The following is a 23,367-nucleotide window of genomic DNA, read 5'->3' on the forward strand; positions in this document are numbered from 1 at the left end:
GCAGGTGAACGTCAGATGCCGAAGTCCGTCGGCTTCGGCTTGCGGCGGACGCTCCCCGGCGGCGCGGGGGAGCGCGGCTTCGGCTGAGCGGGCTGAGCCGATGGCGCACGCGGGCCGCTCGCCGGCGTCGCAGACGCCGTCGCCGAGGCCGCAGCCGTCGAGGCCACAGAGGGGGGCGGCTCCGGCGCCTGCGCGGAGGCGGTGGCCGGCGCCACGACGTCGGGCCCCCGCGGCGCATCGGCCACCGAAGCCGTGGGAGCCGGCTGCGCGAGCGGTTGCCCCGTCGCGTCAGGGCTCCCGCCGCGCAGGGCGAAGAACGCGACGGCCATGAGAGCGACCGCGCCCGCCGCCACGGCGGCGAGCGCGCGTCCGACGACCGGCCGTCGCGCCGGGGGAGACACCACCGAGACCAGCGCGCTGGTGGTCTGCGGCCGCATCTGGCGGCCGGCCATCGCGGACGCGGCCTCCGCGGCGCCTGGCGAGGCCACCGTCGCGCCGGGCCCGGTCGAGGTCCGCGGAGCCTCGGCGTCCGCCGAGGCGATCAGCGTGACCGCGTCCCCGAACGAAGGCGCCGCGCTGTCGGGCCCCGCGTCGGGGAGCGCCGCGCTCTCCCTCGATCGTGGCGCGAACCCGAGCTCCACCGAGATGCGCTCGCCGGACACGCGGAACGGGCCGACGATGCTCGTCCTGGGCTCGAAGCTCTCGCTCGCGATGTCGAGCGCCAGCGCGAGCGCGTCGCAGAACTCCTTCGCGCTCTGGAACCGCGCGTCCGGCTCGCGCGACGCCGCGCGGGCCCACCAGGCGTCGAAGCCAGGCGGCACGGGGGCGAACTGCGACGGCACGGGCAGCGGCTTGACCATGATCTTGAGGAGCAGATCGCCGAACGCCTCGCTGTTGAACGGGAGCTTGCCGGTGAGGCACTCGAACACGACGACGGCCAGCGACCAGAGATCCGAGCGGTGATCGATGCTCTTGGTGCCCTGCGCCTGCTCCGGGCTCATGTACGCGGGCGTCCCGAGCAGCGAGCCGGTCTTCGTGGTGGAGGTGACCTGCGGCGTGCTGTCCTTCGCGATGCCGAAATCGAGCACCTTGGCGATCTCCCTGTCGTCGTCCCGGACGAGGAAGATGTTGGCCGGCTTGAGATCGCGATGGACCAGGCCGCTCGCGTGAGCCTTGGTGAGGGCGCGCGCCACCTGCGCCGTGATCGCCATGGTGTCGTGCGGGTCGAGCCGCCCCACGCGCTGGATGCGGGTGTCGAGGTCCTCCCCCTCGAGGTACTCCATCGCGATGTACGGCGTCCCCTGCCAGACGCCGTGGTCGAGGATCTGCACGACGTGCGGGCTGCGGATCTGCGCGGCGACCTTCGCCTCACGCTCGAACCGGTGCCGCACCTCCTTGGAGACGCCCTGCGCGTTCATGAACTTGATCGCGCACGGGATGTCGAGGCCGAGGTGCTGAGCGAGCCACACCGAACCCATCCCGCCTTGCCTGAGCGGACGCACCAGGCGGAAGCGATCGGCAACGGTGTTCCCCGCGGCGGGTGTCACGCAGCCTCCCAGACCTTCTGGAATAACACAGGTCGTCGTCCAGGGTCACGTTCGCGCCATGCAAAAGTGAACGGGGACCGACGGCATGAAATGGCGTAGAAGCCCCGCCATCCCCCGCGCCCTGCATTTGCGACGTTTGCGACGTTTGCGACGTTTGCGACGTTTGCGACGCTTCGCGGCGAAAGCTAGCGAGGACCCGAGCTCGCGGCGGCGGGCTCCTGCAGAGACCGCCGCTCGGCGGGCCGGCCCGGAAGCGCGCCGCCGTCGGCCTTGTCCGTCTTGTCGGTCGTGTACGTCTTGCCGAGCGGCGTGCCCGTCGCCTGCGCGAGCTGGCTGCCCCGCGGATCGTCCGGGAACGCGTCGAGGAACTTGCGGACGTGGTGGTGCGACTCCTCGGCGATGCCCGCACGGAACGTCAGGAGCGCGAGGTTGTAGCGCGCATCGGCGCTCCTGGGCTCGGCCTTCAGGGCGGCGAGGTAGCCTTGCCGTGCGCCGTTGAAGTCGCCGCGCTTGTCGGCGATGAGCGCGAGGTTGTAAAGCACCTCGGCGTCCGAGGGATCCTGCTCGGCGAGCGGCGTGAGGCGCGCCTTCGCCCCGTCGAGATCTCCGGCCAGGATCGCGAGCGCCCCAGCGAGGAGCTGCGCCTTCCGGCCGGCGCCGGCCTCGATCGCGCGATCCGCCTCGGCCCTGGCCTCGGCCTGGCGACCCGCGCGCTCGAGCGCGAGCGCGAGCGCATAGCGGAGCCGCGACGGGTCGCCGCCCTCCTCCAGCGCGGCCCGCGCCTCGGCCTCGGCACGCTCGGGGCGGCCGGCGACGGCGAGCGCCTCGGCCAGGACCGCGCGCGTGCCGCTCTGCTCCGGGCACCGCTCGCGCGCGGACTCCGCGTCGCGGAGGGCGGCGCCAGCGTTGCGGGCGTGCAGCCTCGCCTCGGCGCGCAGCGCGAGGCAGGCGCACGTGGCCGGCGCGGCGGGCGCGGCGGCGGCGGGGTGCATCCTCAGGCAGCGCGCCGCGACGCCGTCGAGCTCGTCGAGCTTGCGCCGCTCGCGGAGCGGCCTCGTGAGCTCGTCGATCGCGCGCAGGTGTGCGCCGTCGCGGCGCAGCGCCGCCCACCACATCCGCTCGCGCGACCCGAGCAGGGGCGCTGCGCCGTTCAGCTGGACGACGCCGAGGCCGATCACGGCGATCGCGGCCCCCATGCGCCGGTGCTTGAAGCTCGATCCGAGCCAGCGCTCCGCGGCGGCGGCGGCGAGGGTCGCGAGCGCCGCCCACAGGGGAACGGCGACGAACACGACCCCCTGCGCGAGCGGCGCGCGAGGCCCGCGGTAGTAGAGCGTGGCCGCGAGCGCTGCGGCGAGCGCGATCCACAGCAGCGCCGCGCCGTTCCTGGCGAGCCGGGTATCGAGCCGCGCGGCGAACCACGCCGACAGGCCGAGCGCCGCGGCGAGCGCGGCCGCCGAGAGCGATCCCGAGAGGGCGAGCGCGCCGGCCGGGAGCGGCTCAGGCGAGAGCCACGTGGGCGCGATCGCCAGGACCACGAGGTGCAGCGCGCGGGAGAGGTGCAGGGCGAGCTCGGCAAGCCAAGGCACGGCGTGACCTTAGCCCACCGCCCATCGCGGACCAAACGGCGGAGAGGCATCGTTGCATCACGGCCTCCGTGGCGAGGGCGCGCTCACAGCCACGGCGCGCTCACGGCAGGGTCATCTCGATCTCGACGGAGACGCGCGTTCCGGGCGGCGGCACGACGAGCTCGAGCGGCATCATCCGGAGGCATTGCGCCGCGTCGGGACGATCCATCCCTCGCACTTCGCTGATGCCGCGGGCGATCTCGTTCCCGGACGCATCGAAGGTCATGTTGAAGATGTACCTGGCGCGCGCTGGAGCCGGGTTCTTCCTGAGCGAAGGCTCCCAGCACTGCTTCACGAAGAGCGTTCGGCGCGCTTCGAGCCCCTTGGCGGCATCCCCCTCGACACGCTTGTAGAGCTCGCTCGTCAGAGGCGAGGCCCCTGCCGCCGCGGGGTGAGGCACAGGCAGCGAAGGAGCGGGCGCGCCCGCGATCGCAGGCAGCGCGCCCGCGCGCGCTGTCGAGGCCTCCACGCTGGCCGACGGAAGCGCAGGTGGCGGCGGCGGACGCTGCAGCCCGAGGTAGAGCCCTGCTGCGATGAAGAGGCTGCCGAGCAGGATCGCCGCCGGGGTCATCAGCTCCTTCTGCATGGTGGCGATCGGAGGGCAGGCGCCGCGCGCCTCGCGGCGCGCGAGGTTGGCCGCCCAGCCCGACCTTACTGCATCGAGACGACAGCGGAGGTGTACGAATAGTCGTTGTTGGTCCAGAAGGGGCTATCGGACTTCCCGCAGAGGCCGACGTTGTACTGGCCTGGGGGCGGCGATAGCACTGCGCTCAGCCCCATGGTGATGCGGGTGTGCGCCGGGACCTGGATCGCATAGACGCCCGTCCCCTCTGGGCTGAGCTCCCCGAGAGGCGAGAGCTGCTGAGAGCAGATCCAGATGTGGAGCTGGTCCGCCGGGGCCGACGCGGCGCCGAGCGCCTTGTTGGAGACGACGACGACGCGCTGCCCCGAGGCGGTCACGCTCACGGTCGCGGGCGCAGCCAGGAACTGCAGCGATTTCTGAGGGGCGGCACCCGCGGCGGAAACGTAGGTGCTCGAGATGACACCAGGAGGTCCCTGCGGCCCCTCCGCCCCCGGGGGCCCGGCGGCGCCAGGCGGCCCAGGCGGCCCAGCCGGACCGCTCGGACCGACCGGGCCGGCCGCGCCGGGCGGGCCCGCCGGCCCCGGCGCGCCCTGCAGGCCGATCGGATCGCCGACCCACACGCCGCTGCTGTCGATGACGAGGCGACCGCCGATGGAGATCGAGTTCGGCGTGATGTCCCCCGCGACGTTGCTGGCCTGGAGCGCATACGGAACGCTCGCGATCTTGGCGCGGGGCACCATCTCGGGGTCGTCCCCCACGGTGATCCCCAGGTAGCGCGCCGCGCCGTCGAAGACCGGCTTGTCGACGGGCGCGAGCTCGCCGAGGTCGACCGAGAAATAGCCTTGGTCGAACGTGATGGTGTGGAGCTCGCTCCAGACGGGCACGGGCGCGTCGGGCGCGTCGTAGAACGCGAACACCACGTCGAGCGTGTCGTCGATGGGCTGGCCCACCGAATCGAAGAGGCGACCCTGGTGGGTGATCGTGACGGGGACCGCCGCGGCAGCGGGCCCGGACAGCGCGGTCACCGCCGCAAGGACTGGCGCGTGGATGGTTCGTGCCTTCATCGCGAGCTCCCCTCGTTCGCCCTCGCGAGCCGGCGCAAGGTGCGCCGTGGCAGGCATCACGCGGCGCGCGCTGAGCGATCGCGGCCGGAGGCGCCGGTGATCCTGGAGCGGGCCGCGATCCCTGCCGCGATCTCGCGAAGGAGCAGCGCCTTGGATGCCAGCGGCCGACGGGCGGTTCCGATCGCGCTCCCGGTCGTCCGACGCGGCTCGGACAGGCCGCCGGCGTCGCCAGCGCCGAGGCCTCGCCGCCGCGGGGTGAGACCGCCCGAGACGGCGCGCGCCCGGGTCTCGCGGCCTGCGCGCCGCGACGTGATCGCCCTAGGCGCGGCGCCGGCTACTCGAGATCGTACGGCTCGACCTTCACCTCGGCCAGCTTCGGGACGGCCGCGGCGATCGCCTCGCCGATCTCTTCGTGCGTGCCGACGACGCCAATCACCAGATCGTCCTCCGAGATCCGGCGCCGCACCGCGGCGTTCGCCTCCGCGAGCGTGACGTCCTCGATCCGCTTCAGGTAGGTCTCGTGGTACCCCTCCGGCAGATCGTACAGGAGCTCGTCGAGCTTCTGGTGCACGCGCTTCCTCGCGGTGTCGATCTCGAACGCGTGCGAGCGGACGAGGTAGCGCTTCACGAACGTGAGCTCGTCCTCGGTGATCCCATCGCGCCGCAGCGCCTCGAGCAGCCCGAGCTGCAGGGAGAGGCAGGCGGCGGCGTCCTGCGCCGCGGGCGCGGTCCACATGGTGAACGCGTCGCGGTGCCGATCGAAGCCCGCGCGCGACGAGGCGCCGTAGGACCAGCCACGCTTCGCGCGTACCTCCTGCATCAGCCGCGACGAGAAGGTGCCTCCGAAGGCGGTGTTCGCGACCAGGAGCGCCATGTGATCGGGGTCGTGGGCGTCGGTGCCGAGCCCGCCGATGACCATCTGCGTCTGCGTCCGCTCGGGTTTGTCGACGAACACGAGGCAACGCCCCGGCCTCGCTCCGGGATCCGTCACCGGATCCGGGATCGCCTCGCCCTCGGGCAGGCCGGACAGGAGGCGCTCGGCGACCCCGTGCGCCTCGCCGGGCTCGATGTCGCCCGAGATGGCGACGATGGCGTTGCGCCGGGTGTAGTGCCGCGCATAGAACGCGGCGACGTCGTCGCGCGTGATCTCCCGCAGCGTCGGGATGGTCCCCGCGATGCGGCGGCCGTAGGGGTGCCCGGCGAACAGGGTCCGCCGGAAGGCGCGGCTGCAGAGCGAGCGATCGCTGTCGCGCGCCTCGATGAGCTCAGCCTCGGCCTCCCGCAGGAGACGCGCGAGCTCGGGCGGCGAGAACGTGGGGCGCGCGAGGAGCGTGGCCCCGAGCTCGACGAACCGATCGAGCGAGCGCTTGATCACCTCGAAATGCACTGTCGTCGCGCTCGTCGCCACGTCGGTGCCGAACTCCCCGCCGAGCGCGTCGATCGTCTCCTCGATCTCGTTCGCGCTGTAGCCCTCCGCGCCGCGGCGGAGCATGCGCGCCGTGATGCGCGCGAGCCCCTCGCGCCCGGCCGGATCGTGCGCCGAGCCGGAGGAGAACGCGACCACGATGCTGACGATGGGGAGCGCGTGGCTCGTCTCCACGAGCACCGCGCCGTCGCGGGGCGTCACGCGACCGCCCGTCGCTCCCCTGCCCTGCCCCTCGGCGCCCCAGGCGAGGCCGCTCTTCACGCTCTGGCTCACGATGCCTCCTCGCTCTCCCCGTCCGTCCCGTCCTCGTCGTCCTCGTCGCTCGTCCCGTCCGGGATCACGTGGATCACCGTCCGCGCCGAGCTCACCAGGTAGCGCCGCGCCACACGCAGCAGATCCCCCACGGTCGCCCGCCGGTAGGCGGCGAGCCGCTCGAACAGGGCGGCGGGATCGCCGAGCACCGTCTCGTAGAAGCCGATCTGCTCTGCCTTGCCGGCGACGGTCTCGAGCCCTTGCAGGACCGAGAGCTCGATGCGCGCCTTCGCGCGATCGAGCTCCGCCTCGGTAACGGGGGCGCGGCGCACCGCCTCCAGGAGCGGCTCGAGGGCCGCGAGCAGCGCCTCGCCGGTGTGCTCGCCGCGGGCCGAGAGATAGATGTCGTAGAGCGCAGGATCGCGGAACGAGCCGACCCAGCCCCGGACCTCGCTCGCGATCTCCTGCTCCTGAACGAGCGCCCGGTGCACGCGCGACGACCGCCCGGAGAAGAGGATCTCGTTCAGCAGGGCGAGGGGCGCGTGGTCGAAATCGCCGAGCGCCGGCGAGTGATAACCGATCGCGACCTTGTGCGTGGCGGTCGGCTTCACCACCTCGGCGCGGCGCTCCGCGATCTGCGGCGGCTCGGGGCACACCTCTTCGACCGGGATCTTCGAGGGCTCCTGCGCGCCGTAGTGGTCCTGCACCCCGCGCAGCGCCTCGTCGAGCGCGACGTCGCCGACGATGACCAGCGCCGCGTTGTTGGGGGCGTAGTACGTCCGGTAGAACTCGACGCAGTCCTCGGTCGTGAAGCCCTTGATGTCCTCCATCCAGCCGATGGTCGGCCACCCGTAGGCGTGCTTTGTGAACGCCTCTTTGTAGAGCAGCTCGCTCACCGCCCCGTCGACGTCGTCGTCGACCCGCTGCCTCCGCTCGTTGGCGACGACCTCCTTCTCGCTCGACACCTGGGGATCGCGGAGGACGAGCCGCGCCATGCGCTCCGCCTCGAGGCGGAGGGTGAGCGCGAGCGCGTCCTTCGGCAGGTTCGTGTGGTAGTAGGTCCAGTCGAGGAACGTCGCCGCGTTCGTCTCGGCGCCGGCCTCCTCGAGCATCCGGTCGAACGCGCCGTGGGCGACGCTCTCCGTCTCGCCGAACATGAGGTGCTCGAAGAGGTGGGCGATGCCGGTCTTGCCCACGCGCTCATGGCGCGAGCCGACGCCGAACCAGGTCTGCAGGCAGACCACGGGCGCCGAGGGGTCGACGAGCACGAGCACCTTGAGCCCGTTCCCGAGGGCGAAGCGCTCGACGCGCATCGTCGGACCGAACGCGACGGTGGCGTCGTGGTGGAGCCGGGCGAGCGGCGGGCGTTCGCGGTTCAGCTCGACGAGCATCTCGGCGAGCGGACCCATTCGAGGGAGGGCGTTGGCGTCGGGGACCGAGTAGGCAAGCGTCTCCTGCATGGCAGGCGCAGCCCATACCACGCTCAGCGCCGCGGCGCTGCGTGGCACAGGACGTCGCTCGGATCCCGCGTCGACTGGTGGCACTCCCATCGGTCGTCGTGGCAGGAGACGACGAGGATCCCCGCGTCGTACGCCTCCTTCAGAGAGGAGCCTGCCCGCTGCGCGAGCAGGTTGGACGGGGTGCGCTCGGTGCACCCCTTGCCCATGTCGACCTCGATCTTCCTGTTCCCCTTGGTCGCCTTGGCGGGGTTCGGCGGGGTCTTGCCCTTGTCGGCGGTGCGCACCGCCGCGGCGAGCTTCGGCAGGATGCCCTCGAGGTAGGCCTTGTCGACGAGCGGGTCGGTCGACCGCGGCGACACCATGGCGAGCGTGTACTGGATCGCCATCATCTGCTGCTCCGCCGGCGCGCTAGGCTGGATCGGCCCGCTCGACCCGATCGGGATCGGCCGCGGCGGCAAATCCCGCTTCGCGGCCTCCGTGGCCGCGGGGGCCGCCGCGGCGCTCGGGGCCGGCGCCGCGCTGTCCGCGCCCGACGGCGCGGAGGCTGAGGCGGACGCTTGAGGCGCCGTTGCGCGCTGATCGTCGCACGCGAGGACGGCGAGGCCGAGGGCGAGGGCGAAGGCAGGGGACGCCGCGCGGAGCTCGCGCGGCCGGACGGGGGCGGGCTGCATGGGGCGGCTTATACGAGCGCGCGCCGCGCGCCGCCACGCTCGCGTGGCCGCGCGGCGCGCGGCGACCGGCGCCCCCGCGCGTCAGTCGATCTTCAGGATGGCGAGGAACGCCTCCTGCGGGATCTCGACGCTCCCGACCATCTTCATCCGCTTCTTGCCCTCCTTCTGCTTCTCGAGGAGCTTGCGCTTGCGGCTGATGTCGCCGCCATAGCACTTGGCGGTCACGTCCTTGCGCATCGCCTTCACGGTCGTCCGCGCGATGACCTTCGACCCGATCGCCGCCTGGATCGCGACCTCGTACTGCTGGCGCGGCACGATGTCCTTGAGCTTCACCGCCAGGTCCCGGCCCCGGGCGTACGCCTTGTCGCGGTGCACGATGACGCTGAGGGCGTCGAGCGGGTCGCCGTTCACCAGCATGTCCAGCTTGATGAGATCGTCGGCGCGGTACCCGACGAGCTCGTAGTCCATCGACGCGTAGCCGCGCGACACGCTCTTCAGCTTGTCGTGGAAGTCGAAGAGCACCTCGCTGAGGGGCATGTCGTAGGTGATGATCACGCGGTCGGACGAGGCGTACTGGATCGACTTCTGCTCCCCGCGCCGCTCCTGGCACAGGGCGAGGACCGCGCCGACGTACGTCGACGGAACGTGGACGGTCATCCGGAAGATCGGCTCCTCGATGCGATCGGTGAGGTTCGGCGGCGGGAGCTTCGCGGGGTTCTCGATCGACTTCATCGAGCCGTCGTTCAGGTAGCAGTGGTAGACGACGCTCGGCGCGGTCGTGATGAGGTCGAGGTTGTACTCGCGCTCCAGCCGCTCCTGGATGATCTCCATGTGGAGCAGGCCGAGGAAGCCGCACCGGAAGCCGAACCCGAGCGCCTCGGAGGTGTCGGGCTCGAAGACGAACGCCGCGTCGTTCATGTGGAGCTTCGACAGGGCGTCGCGGAGGTCCTCGTACTGGGCCGAGTCCGTCGGGAAGATCCCGGCGAAGACCATCGGCTTGACCTCCTTGAAGCCGGGAAGCGGCGTCGTCGCGGGGTGGACGGCGTCGGTCACCGTGTCGCCGATCTTCGTGTCGACGACGCTCTTGATGTTGCCGACGAGGAAGCCGACCTCCCCTGGCCCGAGCTCGGTGATGGCGGTCGCGTGGGGCGTGAACACGCCCATCTCCGTGACCTCGTAGTCGCGGCCGGTCGCCATGAAGCGGACCTTCTGGCCCTTCCGGATGATGCCGTCGACGACGCGCACCATGACGACCGCGCCGCGGTAGCTGTCGTACCAGCTGTCGAAGATGAGGGCGCGGGGCGCCGCGTTCAGGTCGCCCTTCGGCGCCGGGATGCGCGCGACCACCGCCTCGAGGATCTCCGCGATGCCGATCCCCGTCTTGGCGCTGGCGGGGATGGCGCCGGAGCAGTCGAGGCCGATGACGTCCTCGATCTCGCGGGTCGTCCGCTCGACGTCGGCCGAGGGGAGGTCGATCTTGTTGAGGACCGGGAGGATCGCGAGGTTGTTGTCCAGGGCGAGGAAGACGTTCGCGAGGGTCTGCGCCTCGACGCCCTGGGTGGCATCGACGACGAGCAGCGCGCCCTCGCACGCCTGGAGGCTGCGCGAGACCTCGTAATTGAAGTCGACGTGCCCGGGCGTATCGATGAGGTGCAGCCGGTACGTCTGGCCGTCCTTCGCGGTGTAATCCAGGCGAACGGTCTGGGCCTTGATCGTGATCCCCCGCTCGCGCTCGATGTCCATCTTGTCGAGGAACTGCTCCTTCTGCTCGCGGGCGGTGAGCGCCCCGGTCGCGTCGAGGATGCGGTCGGCGAGCGTGGACTTGCCGTGGTCGATGTGGGCGATGATCGAGAAGTTGCGGATGAGCTTGGAATCAACGGGCATAGCGAGCTTCAGGGCGCGGCGACCTGACCAGCGTTAGCGGCCGCAGCGCGCGGCCTCGATCGAAATGCGAGGGAGCGGACGGGAACGTCCGGGCCCCTCCGGGGGGAGCGAGCCGCGGCGCGCGGCTCTACGAGCGCCGCGGGAAATGGTGGACCGCGGCGTGCCTGCTCCTAGCGCGACCCGCGCCGCGAAGCTATCCACGAGCGACCGGCGCCCAGCATCCCAGGCCCAGAGCCTTGCGGCCCCCGGCGCCGGTCATTTCTTCGGGATCGGCGGCGCAGCGACCGGCGGGCTCTCCAGGGACATCTGCCCTGGCAGCACGTGCTCGTAGTGCTTGAGGACCATATCTATCCCTTCGCGGATGTAGACGGCGATCGGGACCTTGGTGCGTTCGTGCAGGATCTTCAGCCGCTCGGCCTGCTCGGGCGTGATGTAGATGGTCGTCGAGACTTTCTTCCGCGACATGTCACGCCCGGGGGGGTAACCCGCCAGTCTCGAAGGGTACGACTGACAAGACGTTACCCTAGATGCCGGTACGTATGATGTCAATCGGAATGGCGCCACCGCGCTCGCCGGGGTTCGGGGATCGGCCGGGCTGGGCCGCGGGTCGCGTCCGTCGTCCGTCGCGTCCGTCGCGTCCGTCGCGTCCGTCGCGTTTCGTGGGCTTCTTGATGTGCGCGCGGGCCGCGGTCTAGACTGCGGCTTGAAGCTGGTCCGCGTCGGGACGGCTCGCCCGGCGCGTCGAGCTTCTGTCCCGAGGGTTCCGGGCTGGCCGGAGGAATCTCTTGATGACGCGATTCCCGCTCACCTGGCGGTCGTCCAGGTGCTCGCTTGTGGCCCTGATCACCATTTCGGTCGCCTCCTGCGCGTCCTCGACGCCGGAACCCTCGAGCGCGAAGGGCTCCGCCAGCGAACGGGACACGGCGGTCGTCCACGAGCCCTGCGACAAGGACTCCGCCTCTGCGGAGAAGGTCGATGTGAACGGCGACCGGATACCCGACATCATCCACGTGAAGCAAGACGGCCGGGAGGTCTGTCGGGTCGTGGATCTGAACCTGGACGGCGCGATCGACGCCTTCATCTACTACGACGGCAAGGGGGTGGAGCGGCGGCGCGAATCGGACTTCGACCGCGACGGGCGGGCCGACGAGATCGCTCACTACGAGCGCGGCGCCGTCGTGTTGAAGGAGCGCGAGACCAACTTCGACGACAAGCTCGACACCTGGGACTACTACGAGGGTCCGCGCCTCGCGCGCCGCGAGCGCGACTCCGACGGCGATGGGATCGTCGACCAGTGGTGGCAGTTCAACAACCCGAACGACGCGAAGTGCGCGGTCGTGGCGAGCGATCAGAACGCCGACGGCAAGGCCGATCCCGGAAGCGTGGTGGATCTCTGCGCCGAGTCGTACGGCGCGCCGAGAGCGCCCGTGCCCCCGCCGGGCGGCGCCACGCCCCCGGAGGGTGGGGCGGGCGCAGGGCAGCCTGCGGCCGCCGGGGCGCCGAACGCCGCAGCTGCCCCCGCCGCGGGCGCGGCTGCATCGACGACCGCCGCGCCCACCGCAGCCCCCGCCGGCGCGGCTGCATCGGCGACCACCGCGCCCGCGGGCTCCGTGCCCGGCCAGCCGGCCGCCAAGAAGGGACCGTGACATGAGGAGACAAGCGCTCATCGCGCTGGCCACGCTCAGCCTGCTCGGCGCGGCGTGCGGCTCGGATCCAGGGTTCGAAGGGGCGAAGGCGCCGAGGGTCGAGGCGGCTCGCAACGCCGACGGCAGCATCGACGATCGCTCGATGTGCGACTGGAAGGGCAAAGAAGATCGCGAGACGAGCGAGACCGCCGGGCCAGGCGCGATCCAGCCCAACGTGAGGCGCGTCTGGCAGATCGTGGGCACCGGCGAAGACCGCCAGAGGGCGCTCGTCTGCCGCGAGATCGACACCAACTTCGACGGGGTGAAGGACGTCGTCCGCAAGTACAACGACAAGGGCGAGAGCCTTCACGAGGAGTCCGACTCGAACTACGACGGCCGGATCGACACATGGCTCACGTTCGCCGGTGGAAGGCTGGCCGAGGTGAAGGTCGACTCCGATCGCGACGGCAACCCCGACGAGTGGAAGTACTACAGCGGCGGCAAGCTCGCGCGCATCAAGCGCGACACGAACCGCGACGGCAAGCCGGACGTCTGGGAGATCTACCGCATGGGGCGGCTCGAGCGGATGGGCGTGGACATCGACGCCGACGAGCGGGTCGATCGGTGGGATCACGACAACGAGCTGAAGCGCCGCTTCGAGGACGACGAGCGCAAGAAAGAAGAGGAGGCCACCGCTGCAGCCGCGAAGAAGGCTGCGGAAGATCAGGCGGCCGCGGACAAGGCGAACGAGGCCGTGGGCGAGAGCGGGAGCGCGGCGCCCCCCAGCGACAAGAAGAAATAGAGCGCGCCTCCTTCGAGCCGAGGTGGGGTCAACCTCGCCCCCTGCCCTGACGGCGCAAGCGCGCACAGGTGCTCCTGCCGCCGCAGGCGTTCGCCAGGGCAGGCGCGCCGGCGTAGGCCTCGGATCCCAGCAGCCTACCGCCCAGGTCGGTCGACGCGGCGCGAGGGGCGTGCTTATCAGTGCCGTCGGCCGACACCATCGCGTCGGCGTAGGTCCCCGAGCACACCATGGAAGAACGTCTGCAGAAGATCATCTCGCGCGCCGGCGTCGCCTCGCGCCGCGCATCGGAGGAGCTCATCCTCGCCGGGCGGGTGCGCGTGAACGGGCGCGTCGTGACCGAGCTCGGCTTGAAGGCCGACCGGCAAAAGGACCGCATCGAGGTCGACGGCAAGCGCCTCGTCTCCGAGGCGCCGGTCTATGTCGCGCTGCACAAGCCGCGGAACGTCGTCTCGACGCTGCGCGATCCCGAGGGGCGCCCGACGGTCGCCGACCACGTGCGCGGCACGGGCGCGCGGCTCTACCCCGTGGGTCGGCTCGACTTCGCGACGAGCGGCATCCTCCTCATGACGAACGACGGCGACTTCGCCAACGCGCTGCTCCATCCGCGCGGCGGCGTGCCGAAGACCTACGTCCTGAAGGTCCAGGGCGTCATGAGCGACGACGATCTGACGCCGTGGCGCGAGGGGATCCGACTCGAAGATGGCGTCACGCTGCCGGCCGAGGCGCGGCTGCTTCGCCACGAGGGCGACAAGACGTGGCTCGAGGTGACCCTCCGCGAGGGCCGCAACCAGCAGATCCGGCGCATGGGCGAGGCGACCGGCTGGCCCGTGATGCGCCTGGCCCGGACGACGTTCGCCGGCGTGAGCTCGGAAGGACTCCGGCCGGGAGAGTGGCGCGCCTTGACGGTGGATGAGCTCCTCCACATCCGCGAGGCGTTCGGCGTGCCCAAGCGGATCCGCGGCGCGATGATGGGCGCGTCGTCGGGTCCGGTCGACCACCGCCGCACGGCGGCCAGCTCGGCCCGGTCAGGCGCGAAGGCGTCACCTCGGCCTACACAGGAAGCCGCTGGTGCGGCCGCGCGCGGCCGGGGACCGGCACAGCCGAGGGTTCGCTCCAGAGCCAACGCCGACGCCCCGAGCGCACCCGGTCAGGGCCCGGCCGGGCGGATGGCTCGCTCCAGGACCGACGCCGCCCCGAGCACCTCCGCCCGGAGCCCGGCTGGGAGGACGGCTCGCTCCAGGACCGACGCCGCTCCGAGCACGCCTGCCCGGAGCCCGGCCGGGAGGACGGCACGCTCCAGGACGGACGTCGCCGCGCCGGCCGCGCCCGGACCGGGCGCCGCTAGATCTGCGCGAAGCGTCCGCTCCGAAACGAAGCCTCGAGCAGCTGAGACACGCGCGCCTCGAGCTCGCGGGCGCGAGCGTCGTTGATGCCGGCGAGCGCCTGTTTGATCTCGCCGAGCGCCTTCAGCTGACTGAACAGCTGGACGTCGCCGAGCGAGGCGCCGCCCGTGAGGATCTGCCGGATCCGATCGATCTCCGCGGCGAGCGCCTCCACGCCGACGCCGAGCGCGCCGACGCGGCGGCGATCCGGGTGCTCGCGAAAGAAGGCCTCGAGCACCGGCTGCACGATGCCCTCGAGGATCGCCGCCTGATCCTGGTTGTTCCAGATGTGCTTGAGCACGAAGAAGTCGCTCGAGTCGGTCGTCTGGCGGCCATCGAGGTAAGCGCTCGCCGCGAAGAGCTTGAGCATCTTCACGACACGACGATCCGAGAGCGATATCCCTTCGGCGCGGATCTGGAACACCAGCCCCTTGTAGGCCGATAGGAACGCATCGCCGAAGTTCATCCGCGCGCCGAACCCGCGGCCGAGCTCGGCGAGCTCGCGCGCCGCGACGAGCGGGCGAAGCGGCTCGCCGGCCATGTGCCGGATCTCCTGCTGGATGCCGCGCTGGAGCAGCTCGCTGAAGTGGTAGGCGTCGAGGTTGTCGGACTGCACCCGCAGGAGGAAGCGGTCGAAGATCGCGGTCAGCGTCTCGTCGCCGGGCACCTCGTTCGAGGCAGCGAAGACGCTGATGAGCGGGCAGCGGAGCACCTGGCCGCCGCTCGCGAACTTGCGCTCGTTCAGCAGCGTGAGCAGCGCGTTCAGGATGGCGCTGTTCGACTTGAACACCTCGTCGAGGAAGACGATCTCCGCCTCGGGGAGCATCCCCGAGGTGTTCCGGCGGTAGACCCCCTCGCGAAAAGCACCGATGTCGACCGGGCCGAAGATCTCGTTCGGCTCGGTGAAGCGCGTGAGCAGGTACTCGAAGTACCGCGCCTGCATCAGCTCTGCGAGCGTGCGGATGAGCGCGCTCTTCGCGGTCCCCGGCGGGCCGAGGAGCACGCAGTGCTCGCCCGCGACGACCGCGATCATGAGCAGGCGGATGATCTCGTCCTTGCCCAGGAACTGCCGCTCGAGGCTATGGGCAAGCAGGCGCAGGCGCTCGTGGAGCGGAGCGGACATGAGGCGAATCCTCGTATCACAGGCCCGCCGCCTGGCGCATCGCCCCGTGCGTTCCCACGACGCCACCGCGCCGAGCGGTTGAGCAAAACGTTGAGCGAAACGTTGAACAAAACACAGAGGCCGGTGGGTCACACCGGCCTCGCAGGGTCTGCTCGCTGTCGCAGAGCCTATGTCGTGGAGCGGGAGACGGGATTTGAACCCGCGACGTCAACCTTGGCAAGGTTGCACTCTACCACTGAGTTACTCCCGCAGATGTCAATCACTTAATTCAGAAACCACATCTGAAGGCGTTTGTCAGAAAAATCCTGATTCGCGCCGGGTCATCACCGGAGGTTCGCTCCGTCGATGCGTGGCGGATGAGTACCAATCGGCGTGGTGGGAGTCAAGCTCTCAACAACAAAACCTCAAAACTTCCGTCGCCGGCAGGTTGCACGGCCGCTCTGGTCGAGTATTGTGTGGCCATTGCGAGCGAGGGGGCTCGCCAAGCAGCACCGCGCACGGTGCCGCTCACAAAAGCCTTCGCGTTCGCGACAGCGGCACCGTGTGGGGGGCTCTTACATCATAAGGGTGCCCGCCACTCGGCGCGCTCTTGGTTGGCCTGGGTCGACCAGGCAGGTCCTTTGGACTTGGGGGGAGCATGAACGAACAGACTGCTTTGCGAGTGGACGTTGCGGAGACAACGGCGCCGGTCCTTCAGAAAGAGTACCGGTCCGGAGTCCACGCCAAGCGACAGGATGACGACGGCGGGTGGGGGCTCGTCCTGATCGGGCTCGACGCTCCGCCGCGGATCGTGAGCCTCATGGACGGCGCCGTGATCGGCAGCGCCGCGCGCGACGGGCGCATCGAGGGCGAAGGGATCGCGCCGGAGCACGCGAAGATCAGCGTCCGTTCGGACGGTTGCTACATCGAGGACATGGACACCCACGACGGCACGTGGGTGAACGGCGTCCGCGCCCGGCGCATCGGCGTGATGCACGGCGACGTGGTGCGCCTCGGGCATCAGCTCGGGGTCTTCGTCGAGCGGCACCTCGCGCTGTACGACGGCGCGCCGTCTCGGCTCGGCCCGCTGGTGTTCGGCTCGAAGCAGCGCAAGGACTGGATCGACCCGGTGATGAAGCTCGTGCAGTCGGGCTCCAGCGTCTGCATCGAGGGCGCGCCCGGGGTCGGGAAGCGGACGCTGGCTCGCCTCGCCGCAGCGGTGCGCGAGGGCCTGGGTGAGACGCTGGTCATCGACGGCAGCGCCGAGACGAAGCCGGCCATTCCGCCGGGCGCGCGACCGATGACATGGCTCGTCCTCGACGCCGATCGCCTGCCGCGCCCGCAGCAGCTGGAGATCGCGCACTCGGTCGGCCGCTCGAACGGCGTCAGCATCATCGCGACGACCGGACAGCCGCTCGACCGTGCCGCCGGCGACGGGCGCGTCGCGCCGTGGTTCGCTTCGCTCTTCTCTGGCAAGCGGATCACGATCCCGACGCTCGAGATGCGGCGTGAGGACGTGCCGCTCATCGTGCGCGACATCGCGGAGCGCAATGCGATCGGCCTCGACCGCTTCACCCCGCAGCTCCTGGAGGCGCTCGTCCGCGCCGGCTGGCCGGGCGGCGTGCCGCAGCTCGAGTCCGCCATCGTGACCGCAGCCCAGGCTGCGCCGGACGGCCCGCTCTCCGTCACGCCGATCGCGGGATCGCTCGCGCGCGGCCCGCGGGTGAAGCCGAATCTCCCGCCCGCGACGGATCCTTCGCTCGCGCGCGCCCGCCTCGAGGACGCCCTCGCCCGGGCCAACGGCTCCGTCGCGTCGGCTGCGCGTGCCCTGGGCATGTCGCGGCAGGCGATCTACCGCGAGGCCGACCGGCTCGGCCTCGACATCGCGCGCCGCAGGGTCCCGCGCGGCTGAGTGACGCCCCTTTCACGACCGGGAGCCCTGCGTCGCGCCAGCGCGGGGGGCTCTCGGTGCGCTCGATGACGAAGCGCCAGCGCGCGCCAGGCGGACATCCAGGCGCGGATCTTCAACCGTAAAATCCGAGAGACGTATGGCTGACGATCGATCCCTCCTCGGGGTCGACGCACTGCTCGTAGTGCAGCATCTCGCCGCGCGACGACGGCGGGAGCGCGCGGAGCAACGTGTAGATGGGGCCGAGGCCGCAGACGCGACGGCTGGCGAGGTCCCGAGCAACGTCGACGAAAAAGCCCGGCGCGTCGATCGACGTCGCGCGCTCGATCGAGGCGAGATCGCGGTCGCGCAGCGCCGTCCGCTGCCGCTCGTCCAGGGGCGCGGGATCACCGAAGCGCGGGCCGACGTGGGCGAGGTCCGCTCCTGCGATGACGAGGACGCGACCGGGGCGCTTCGCCAGGGCGTCGCGGAGCGCCCTCAGGAACGACTCGGCACCATCATCTTGCGCGGGGTCGCGACGCCGCGCCTGACACTCCGAGAGGCCGCAGAGGATGGGTACGATCGACGCCGCGCGGCCGCCAAGGAGGTGCCGCACGAACACGGCCTGAAACTCGATCGAGTGCTCGTTCTTGTGCAGGTACTGGTCCTCGCGCACGTCGAAGCGGCTCGCCGCCGCGAGCTCTGCGATCATCTCTCGATCCGGATCGAGAGGACCGAGCGGCGTCGCGAACGTCTTCTCGCAGACGGCGTACGGACGGCGCATCGCGGCGTGCGACGTCCCGAGCAGAACGAACGTGTCGACCTGATCGAGCCCTGGACCCGCCAGCGCCTGCTCCAGCGCAGCATACGCATGCCCGTAGCCCGCCGCGGCGCGCCAGAGATCCATGTGCGGCGCGCAGAGCCCGACCATGCGTGTTGGCGCGCTTTGCGACGCTGCAGCGCGCGTCGCTCCGCCCTGCGGCCGCGCGACCTGGAGGCACTTTCGCTCGATGAAGTCGGCGAGCTTCCGTCGATCGCCGTGGTACGCGCCGCCCGCGTGCGCGGCCACCCGGATCGGCGCCGCGTCGAACGATTGCACGACGCTCCGCCGGCGCGCGTGGAATCGCGGGCTGTCGAGCATCCACGCGCGTTCCAGCTCGTCGGCCAGCTGCGACACGTGGGCGGCGTCCACGTGCTGGCCCGTCGACCGGGCGACGTCACGCGCGATCTCGTCGATCGATCGCCTCCCGTCGAAGCGCGCGAGCACGGCAGCGCTCGCGGCGGGAATGACGACCGGAGACGGCGCGATGCCCTCGGTGTCGCGCAACGTCAACGCGCGGCCATGGCGCTCATCCTGGATGACGACGATCTCAAGGGCTCGAAGCTTCGGGCGCAGCACCGGCATCCAGCGCGAGAGAATAGCGCGTGCGCGCTCGCCGCCCAGCGCGCGGCCTCGCGCATCCGAGAACAGCGCCGACGCCCCCCGCGGTCGCAGCGGCAGCTCGCTCCAGAACGGACGGCGCTGGTGCCCTGCGTCAGAGCGCCCGTCAGGATGGCGGATTGCTGCTTCGCAGCGGCGCCGCGTGGCACTAGGGTCGCTGCTTGAAGCTCCGCCCTGCTCCGCACCCCTTCCCACCCCTCCCCTGGCATCGCGGCCGCTTCGGGCTGGCAGTACGTCCGATCACCACGAGAGCGCCTCCGAACGAATGCGTCGAACCACGCCCCTCGATCCACCCGTCCGTGAAGCCGATCTGCTCATCGAGCTCTCGGCCGTGTACCGCGAGGCGGAAGAGGTCTTCAGTGGCTGGACGTGCGAGGCCTCAACCGAGTGCTGTCGGTTCGGCATCACGGGCCGCGAACCGTACGTGACGTCCGTCGAGCTCGCTGCCGTCCGGCGCGCGATCGCGGCTCGCGGGGGCCGCCGAGCGCTCGAGGGGATCGTGCGAGCCGGCGGGGCGGGAGCGCCCGAGCCGGTGGCGTCCGCCAGCGGCCCGACCCGGCGACGCGCGCTGCCGCAGGCGTCGGACCGGCGGTGCCCGATGCTCACCGACGCCGGCCGCTGCGCGATCTACGCCGCGAGGCCCCTCGGGTGTCGCACGTTCTTCTGTGATCGCGCCTCCGCTGGATCCCCGGTCCGCCACCACGACGTGACCCGGCTCGTCCGCAAGGTGCAGGAGATCGCCGCGCGACACGAGCCGGGGGGCGACCTCGGCCGTCCGCTCACCCGCGCCCTGGCGGAGGCTGGACCGAGCACCGCGGGCGCGCCGCCCAGGACGAGCAGCGCGGCGCGCGCTCGCCGCGGCCGTTGAGGCCCGCCGCTCAGGTCCGCTCGACGGCCATCACGCCGGGGATCCGCTGCAGCCGCCGGATCACGCTCTTCAGCTGCGCGAGGTCGGAGCACAGGAACGTGAACGTGTTCATCGCCCGACCATCGTCGCCCGCGCGACAGGTCGCCTCGCTGATGTTGATGCCCTGCTCGTGGAACGTGTGGCCGACCGTCGCGAGGATGCCCGGCCGGTTCGCCGTCATCACCTTGATCTGCACGGGGCGGTTGATCTTCGCGCGCGCGTCCCAGGAGATCTCCACGCGGCGCTCCGGGTCCGTGTCGAACGCCTTGGCGCAGTTGCGGCGGTGGACGGTGATGCCGCGGCCGCGCGTGATGAAGCCGACGATCTCGTCGCCTGGGAGCGGGTTACAGCACTTCGTGTAGCGGACGAGGACGTCGTCGATGCCGTTCAGCCGGATGCCGTGGCTGTCGCGCCCGGTGACCTTGCGGACGAGCGACTCGATGCGCCCCTCCTTGATCGACTCGGGCGGCGGGGTCGGCGTGCCCTTCTCGTTCTCCTTGGGCGTGGGCGCGAGGAACTCGCACACCGCGCGGACGCTCACCTTGCCATAGCCGACCGAGATGAAGAGCTCGTCGGCGGAGGTGACCCCGAAGCGCTCCATGACCTTGCGCAGCTCGCCCTCGTGCTTCGTGAGGCGACTCAGGCTCATGCTCCGCTGGTGCATCTCCTTCTCGAGGAGCTCACGGCCGAGCTTGAGCGACTTCTCCCGCTGCTCCGTGCGCAGGTAGTTGCGGATCTTCGAGCGCGCGCGGCTGGACGTGACGTAATCGAGCCAGTCCTTCGAAGGGTGCTGGCTCGGGTTGGTCATCACCTCGACCACGTCGCCGTTCCGGAGCTTCGAGCGGAGCGGGACGATGGCGCCGTTGACCCGCGCCCCCGAGCAGTGCTCGCCGACCTGCGTGTGGATCGCGTACGCGAAGTCGATGGGCGTCGAGCCGCGGGGGAAGACGCGCACGTCCCCCTTCGGCGTGAAGACGTACACCTCGTCCTGGAACAGGTCGACCTTGACGCTCTCCAGGAACTCGGCCGGATCCTTGAGCTCCTTCTGGAACTCCATCAGCTGGCGGAGCCAACCGAACCGTGCGGCGTCCTTCGGGTCGATGCCGCCGGAGTTGTTCTCCTTGTACTTCCAGTGCGCCGCGATGCCCTGCTCCGCGACGCGATGCATCTCGTGGGTGCGGATCTGGATCTCGATCCGCTCGCGCCCGGGCCCGATGACCGTCGTGTGCAGCGACTGGTACATGTTCGGCTTGGGCAGCGCGACGTAATCCTTGAAGCGGCCGGGTACCGGGGTCCACTGCGAGTGGATCACGCCGAGCGTCGCGTAGCAGTCCGCCACCGACTCGACGAGCACGCGAAACGCGATGACGTCGTAGACTTGATCGAAATCGCACTGCTGCGCCTGCATCTTGCGCCAGATCGAGTAGAGGTGCTTCGCGCGGCCGGTGACGTCGACCGCGAACCCCTGCTCCGCGAGCTTGCCCGCAAGCACCTTCGAGACCTCGTGGATGTACTTGTCCCGCTCCTTCGCGGTCGTCTTGACCTTCTGCGAGAGGTCCGACCAGGCTTCCGGCTCGATGTACCTGAACGAAAGGTCCTCGAGCTCGCTCTTGAAGCGCGCGATGCCGAGGCGGTTCGCGAGCGGCGCGTAGATATCCATCGTCTCCCGGGCGATCCGGTCCTGCGCCTCGGGCTTCATGAACTCGAGCGTCCGCATGTTGTCGAGGCGGTCGCACAGCTTCACGAGGAGCACGCGGATGTCCCGCGCCATCGCCACCAGCATCTTGCGGAAGTTCTCGGCTTGCCGATCTTCCTTGGAAGCGAAGTTGATCTTCGAGAGCTTCGTCACGCCGTCGACGAGGAACGCCACCTCCTGGCCGAAGCTGTTCTCGATGTCGGTGGTCGTCGCGAGCGTGTCCTCGACGACATCGTGCAAGAGCCCGGCGCAGACGCTCGCCGTGTCCAGCTTGAGCTCGGTGATGATCGCGGCGACGCTGGCCGGGTGGGAAAAGTAAGGGTCACCGCTCTTGCGGGTCTGCCCCTTGTGAGCGTCAGAGCTGTAGGCGTAGGCCCGGGCGATGAGATCGACGTCTGCAGCCGGCTGATAGGTCCGGACGCGATCGACAAGCTCCGTCAACGTCAGCATGAAGAGTTCGGTGGGCGCAATGCGCCCCCTCCCTTTCGCACGCTAACACCGCGATCTAGACCCCGCAATTGTGTCACCATGCGCGGCGCGCGCGCGCAGAGCAAGGTGCCCAGGCGCGTTGCCCGGCGCAGGGCACGCGCGCTCCGTCGCGCGTCCTCGTCGTCATCCACGCCATCCACGTCGTCCTCGTCCACATCTCGGTTCATCTCGGAGTTTCCGCTTCGCCCGCTTGCGTCGGGTCGAATGTTGCTGCGGATTCATGAAAACCATGGAGCCGATCACCGTCTACGTCCACTTCCCCTGGTGCCTCAAGAAGTGTCCCTACTGCGACTTCGTGTCTTTCGCGAAGGCGCGGGAGGCGATCGACCACCGCGGCTATGCCGACGCCGTGCTGGCCGAGCTCCGGAAGCGGGAGGATCTGCTGGGCGAGCGCGAGCTCCGGAGCATCTTCTTCGGCGGCGGGACGCCGTCCTTGTGGGAGCCGGACGAGATGGGCAGGGTGCTGTCGGCCATCACCGCGGCCGCCGGCCGGCTCTCGCCGGACCTCGAGGTGACCGTCGAGTGCAACCCGACCTCGCTCGATGAGCAGCGGGCCCGAGCGTTCCGAGCGATCGGAGTGAACCGGCTGAGCGTCGGAGTTCAGGGCCTCGACGTCGAGCGCCTCCGGTTCCTCGGGCGCCTGCACGACCCCGACGGCGGGCTCGGCGCGCTCTCGGCGGCGCTCCGGTCAGGGATGCCGCGCGTGAGCGGCGATCTCATCTACGGTGTCGCGGTCGGAACGGTCGAGGCGGCGCGGGAGCAACGCCCCGAGCACGCCGCCGCCGAGGCGCGCGCCGTGGCCTCGACGGGGGTGACCCATATCTCGGCGTACAGCCTGACGGTCGAGCCCGGCACCTCGTTCGGAGAGCTCGCGCGGCGCGGTCGCCTGCCGCTCGCCGGAGACGACGGCGTTGCGGACACGTTCTTCGCCATCGACGAGGCCCTCGAGGCCGAGGGGCTCGCCCATTACGAGGTGTCGAACTACGCGAGGCCGGGTCACGAGGCGCGCCACAACCTGGGTTACTGGCAAGGCGTCGACTACGTCGGTCTCGGGTGCGCCGCCTACGGGACGGTGTCGCGCCCGGATCCGCGCTGGGGCCTGCGCTCGGCCGGCGCGGAGGGCCATGACGGAGAAGCGTTCGCGGTCCGGTACCGGAACATCGTGAGTCCAGAACGGTACATGGCTGCGACGGCCGAAGGCGGCGACGCGATCGCCGTGGAGAGCGAGGAGCGGCTCGAGCCGGAGACAAGGCTGTCCGAGCGGATCATGCTCGGGCTGCGGCTGCGCGAGGGGCTCGATCTCGAGGCCGCCGCGGCGGCGCTCGGGGTGCCGGCGTGGCCGCCCTCGCGGCGGAGGGCCGCGGAGCGGCTCGAGCGCGCCGGCCGCCTGGAGGTGGCGGGCGGGCGGATCCGCGTCCCGCGAGCCGCCTGGGTCTTCGCCGACGGCATCGCGGCCGACCTGTTCTGAAGCAGCGCCGCGAGGGCGTCACGTGGGCGCGCGGCGCTCGCGGTGGACGCCGGGC

Annotated in this window: 18 protein-coding genes and 1 tRNA gene; 6 read left to right on the forward strand and 13 right to left on the reverse strand. The window is 70.7% G+C overall.

Features of this window, described 5'->3' with window-relative positions:
- Positions 1-11 precede the first annotated feature (11 nt).
- From WME97_RS21015 to WME97_RS21055, 9 genes are all read right to left on the reverse strand, one after another.
- Entirely contained in the window at positions 12-1,547 is a 1,536-nt protein-coding gene (locus WME97_RS21015) for a protein kinase domain-containing protein (RefSeq protein ID WP_437554301.1), read from the reverse strand.
- A gap of 185 nt (positions 1,548-1,732) precedes the next feature.
- Complete coding sequence (locus tag WME97_RS21020; RefSeq protein WP_437554303.1) at positions 1,733-3,133, reverse strand: tetratricopeptide repeat protein; 1,401 nt, start codon at positions 3,131-3,133, stop codon at positions 1,733-1,735.
- Between the two features lie 100 nt (positions 3,134-3,233).
- A complete protein-coding gene (locus WME97_RS21025; RefSeq protein ID WP_437554305.1) occupies positions 3,234-3,758 on the reverse strand; it encodes a hypothetical protein in 525 nt (174 codons plus the stop codon).
- Between the two features lie 65 nt (positions 3,759-3,823).
- The gene (locus WME97_RS21030; RefSeq protein ID WP_437554307.1) at positions 3,824-4,819 is read right to left on the reverse strand and encodes a collagen-like protein; all 996 of its coding nucleotides are present in this window, start codon (positions 4,817-4,819) and stop codon (positions 3,824-3,826) included.
- Positions 4,820-5,153: 334 nt separating this feature from the next.
- Positions 5,154-6,518 carry a M16 family metallopeptidase gene (locus WME97_RS21035; protein WP_437554309.1) on the reverse strand — a complete coding sequence of 455 codons (1,365 nt, stop codon included), beginning with the start codon at positions 6,516-6,518 and terminating at the stop codon, positions 5,154-5,156.
- Positions 6,515-7,957, reverse strand: coding sequence for a M16 family metallopeptidase (locus WME97_RS21040; RefSeq protein ID WP_437554310.1), 1,443 nt, complete (start codon positions 7,955-7,957; stop codon positions 6,515-6,517). Before WME97_RS21040 ends, WME97_RS21035 begins: the two co-directional genes overlap by 4 nt.
- Before the next feature lie 23 nt (positions 7,958-7,980).
- Positions 7,981-8,628, reverse strand: coding sequence for a hypothetical protein (locus tag WME97_RS21045; protein ID WP_437554312.1), 648 nt, complete (start codon positions 8,626-8,628; stop codon positions 7,981-7,983).
- Positions 8,629-8,709: 81 nt separating this feature from the next.
- Positions 8,710-10,512, reverse strand: a complete 1,803-nt coding sequence (gene lepA, locus WME97_RS21050) for a translation elongation factor 4 (protein WP_437554314.1) — start codon at positions 10,510-10,512, stop codon at positions 8,710-8,712.
- Between the two features lie 255 nt (positions 10,513-10,767).
- On the reverse strand, positions 10,768-10,977 hold the full coding sequence (locus WME97_RS21055; RefSeq protein ID WP_012236467.1) for a ribbon-helix-helix domain-containing protein: 210 nt from the start codon (positions 10,975-10,977) through the stop codon (positions 10,768-10,770).
- Positions 10,978-11,300: 323 nt separating this feature from the next.
- Between WME97_RS21055 and WME97_RS21060 the strand changes: the two genes are divergently transcribed.
- The 3 genes from WME97_RS21060 to WME97_RS21070 all read left to right on the forward strand — a co-directional run bounded on the left by WME97_RS21060 (position 11,301) and on the right by WME97_RS21070 (position 14,369).
- Entirely contained in the window at positions 11,301-12,158 is an 858-nt protein-coding gene (locus WME97_RS21060) for a hypothetical protein (protein WP_437554316.1), read from the forward strand.
- A gap of 1 nt (position 12,159) precedes the next feature.
- On the forward strand, positions 12,160-12,939 hold the full coding sequence (locus WME97_RS21065) for a hypothetical protein (protein ID WP_437554318.1): 780 nt from the start codon (positions 12,160-12,162) through the stop codon (positions 12,937-12,939).
- 227 nt (positions 12,940-13,166) lie between these two features.
- Positions 13,167-14,369 carry a pseudouridine synthase gene (locus WME97_RS21070; RefSeq protein ID WP_437554320.1) on the forward strand — a complete coding sequence of 401 codons (1,203 nt, stop codon included), beginning with the start codon at positions 13,167-13,169 and terminating at the stop codon, positions 14,367-14,369.
- Here WME97_RS21070 and WME97_RS21075 read toward each other — a convergent pair.
- Together WME97_RS21075 and WME97_RS21080 are read right to left on the reverse strand one after the other, a co-directional pair.
- Entirely contained in the window at positions 14,281-15,444 is a 1,164-nt protein-coding gene (locus WME97_RS21075; RefSeq protein WP_437554321.1) for an AAA family ATPase, read from the reverse strand. The genes WME97_RS21070 and WME97_RS21075 overlap by 89 nt on opposite strands.
- Before the next feature lie 175 nt (positions 15,445-15,619).
- Positions 15,620-15,694 (reverse strand) — tRNA-Gly (locus WME97_RS21080).
- Positions 15,695-16,105: 411 nt separating this feature from the next.
- On the opposite strand from WME97_RS21080, the gene WME97_RS21085 reads away from it, so the two are divergent.
- Positions 16,106-17,335 carry an FHA domain-containing protein gene (locus WME97_RS21085; RefSeq protein ID WP_437554323.1) on the forward strand — a complete coding sequence of 410 codons (1,230 nt, stop codon included), beginning with the start codon at positions 16,106-16,108 and terminating at the stop codon, positions 17,333-17,335.
- Between the two features lie 112 nt (positions 17,336-17,447).
- Here WME97_RS21085 and amrB read toward each other — a convergent pair whose 3' ends face one another.
- Entirely contained in the window at positions 17,448-18,947 is a 1,500-nt protein-coding gene (amrB, locus tag WME97_RS21090) for an AmmeMemoRadiSam system protein B (RefSeq protein WP_437554325.1), read from the reverse strand.
- Positions 18,948-19,017: 70 nt separating this feature from the next.
- Here amrB and WME97_RS21095 point away from each other — a divergent pair, with 70 nt between their 5' ends.
- The gene (locus tag WME97_RS21095) at positions 19,018-19,620 is read left to right on the forward strand and encodes a YkgJ family cysteine cluster protein (RefSeq protein WP_437554327.1); all 603 of its coding nucleotides are present in this window, start codon (positions 19,018-19,020) and stop codon (positions 19,618-19,620) included.
- 10 nt (positions 19,621-19,630) lie between these two features.
- Here the strand turns inward: WME97_RS21095 and WME97_RS21100 are convergent, their stop codons facing one another.
- Positions 19,631-21,805 carry a RelA/SpoT family protein gene (locus tag WME97_RS21100; protein WP_437554329.1) on the reverse strand — a complete coding sequence of 725 codons (2,175 nt, stop codon included), beginning with the start codon at positions 21,803-21,805 and terminating at the stop codon, positions 19,631-19,633.
- A gap of 259 nt (positions 21,806-22,064) precedes the next feature.
- Here WME97_RS21100 and hemW point away from each other — a divergent pair, with 259 nt between their 5' ends.
- Entirely contained in the window at positions 22,065-23,312 is a 1,248-nt protein-coding gene (gene hemW / locus WME97_RS21105) for a radical SAM family heme chaperone HemW (RefSeq protein ID WP_437554330.1), read from the forward strand.
- Positions 23,313-23,367: the final 55 nt, after the last annotated feature.

Source organism: Sorangium sp. So ce367 (genome assembly GCF_051520455.1).
Classification (GTDB): domain Bacteria; phylum Myxococcota_A; class Polyangia; order Polyangiales; family Polyangiaceae; genus Sorangium; species Sorangium cellulosum_B.

Coding starts and splice junctions, on each gene's coding strand:
- WME97_RS21025 (WP_437554305.1), bottom strand. CDS start 3,758: ATGCAGAAGGAGCTGATGACCCCGGCGGCGATCCTGCTCGGCAGCCTC.
- WME97_RS21030 (WP_437554307.1), bottom strand. CDS start 4,819: ATGAAGGCACGAACCATCCACGCGCCAGTCCTTGCGGCGGTGACCGCG.
- WME97_RS21040 (WP_437554310.1), bottom strand. CDS start 7,957: ATGCAGGAGACGCTTGCCTACTCGGTCCCCGACGCCAACGCCCTCCCT.
- WME97_RS21045 (WP_437554312.1), bottom strand. CDS start 8,628: ATGCAGCCCGCCCCCGTCCGGCCGCGCGAGCTCCGCGCGGCGTCCCCT.
- lepA (WP_437554314.1), bottom strand. CDS start 10,512: ATGCCCGTTGATTCCAAGCTCATCCGCAACTTCTCGATCATCGCCCAC.
- WME97_RS21055 (WP_012236467.1), bottom strand. CDS start 10,977: ATGTCGCGGAAGAAAGTCTCGACGACCATCTACATCACGCCCGAGCAG.
- WME97_RS21060 (WP_437554316.1), top strand. CDS start 11,301: ATGACGCGATTCCCGCTCACCTGGCGGTCGTCCAGGTGCTCGCTTGTG.
- WME97_RS21065 (WP_437554318.1), top strand. CDS start 12,160: ATGAGGAGACAAGCGCTCATCGCGCTGGCCACGCTCAGCCTGCTCGGC.
- WME97_RS21070 (WP_437554320.1), top strand. CDS start 13,167: ATGGAAGAACGTCTGCAGAAGATCATCTCGCGCGCCGGCGTCGCCTCG.
- WME97_RS21075 (WP_437554321.1), bottom strand. CDS start 15,444: ATGTCCGCTCCGCTCCACGAGCGCCTGCGCCTGCTTGCCCATAGCCTC.
- WME97_RS21095 (WP_437554327.1), top strand. CDS start 19,018: ATGCGTCGAACCACGCCCCTCGATCCACCCGTCCGTGAAGCCGATCTG.
- WME97_RS21100 (WP_437554329.1), bottom strand. CDS start 21,805: ATGCTGACGTTGACGGAGCTTGTCGATCGCGTCCGGACCTATCAGCCG.
- hemW (WP_437554330.1), top strand. CDS start 22,065: ATGAAAACCATGGAGCCGATCACCGTCTACGTCCACTTCCCCTGGTGC.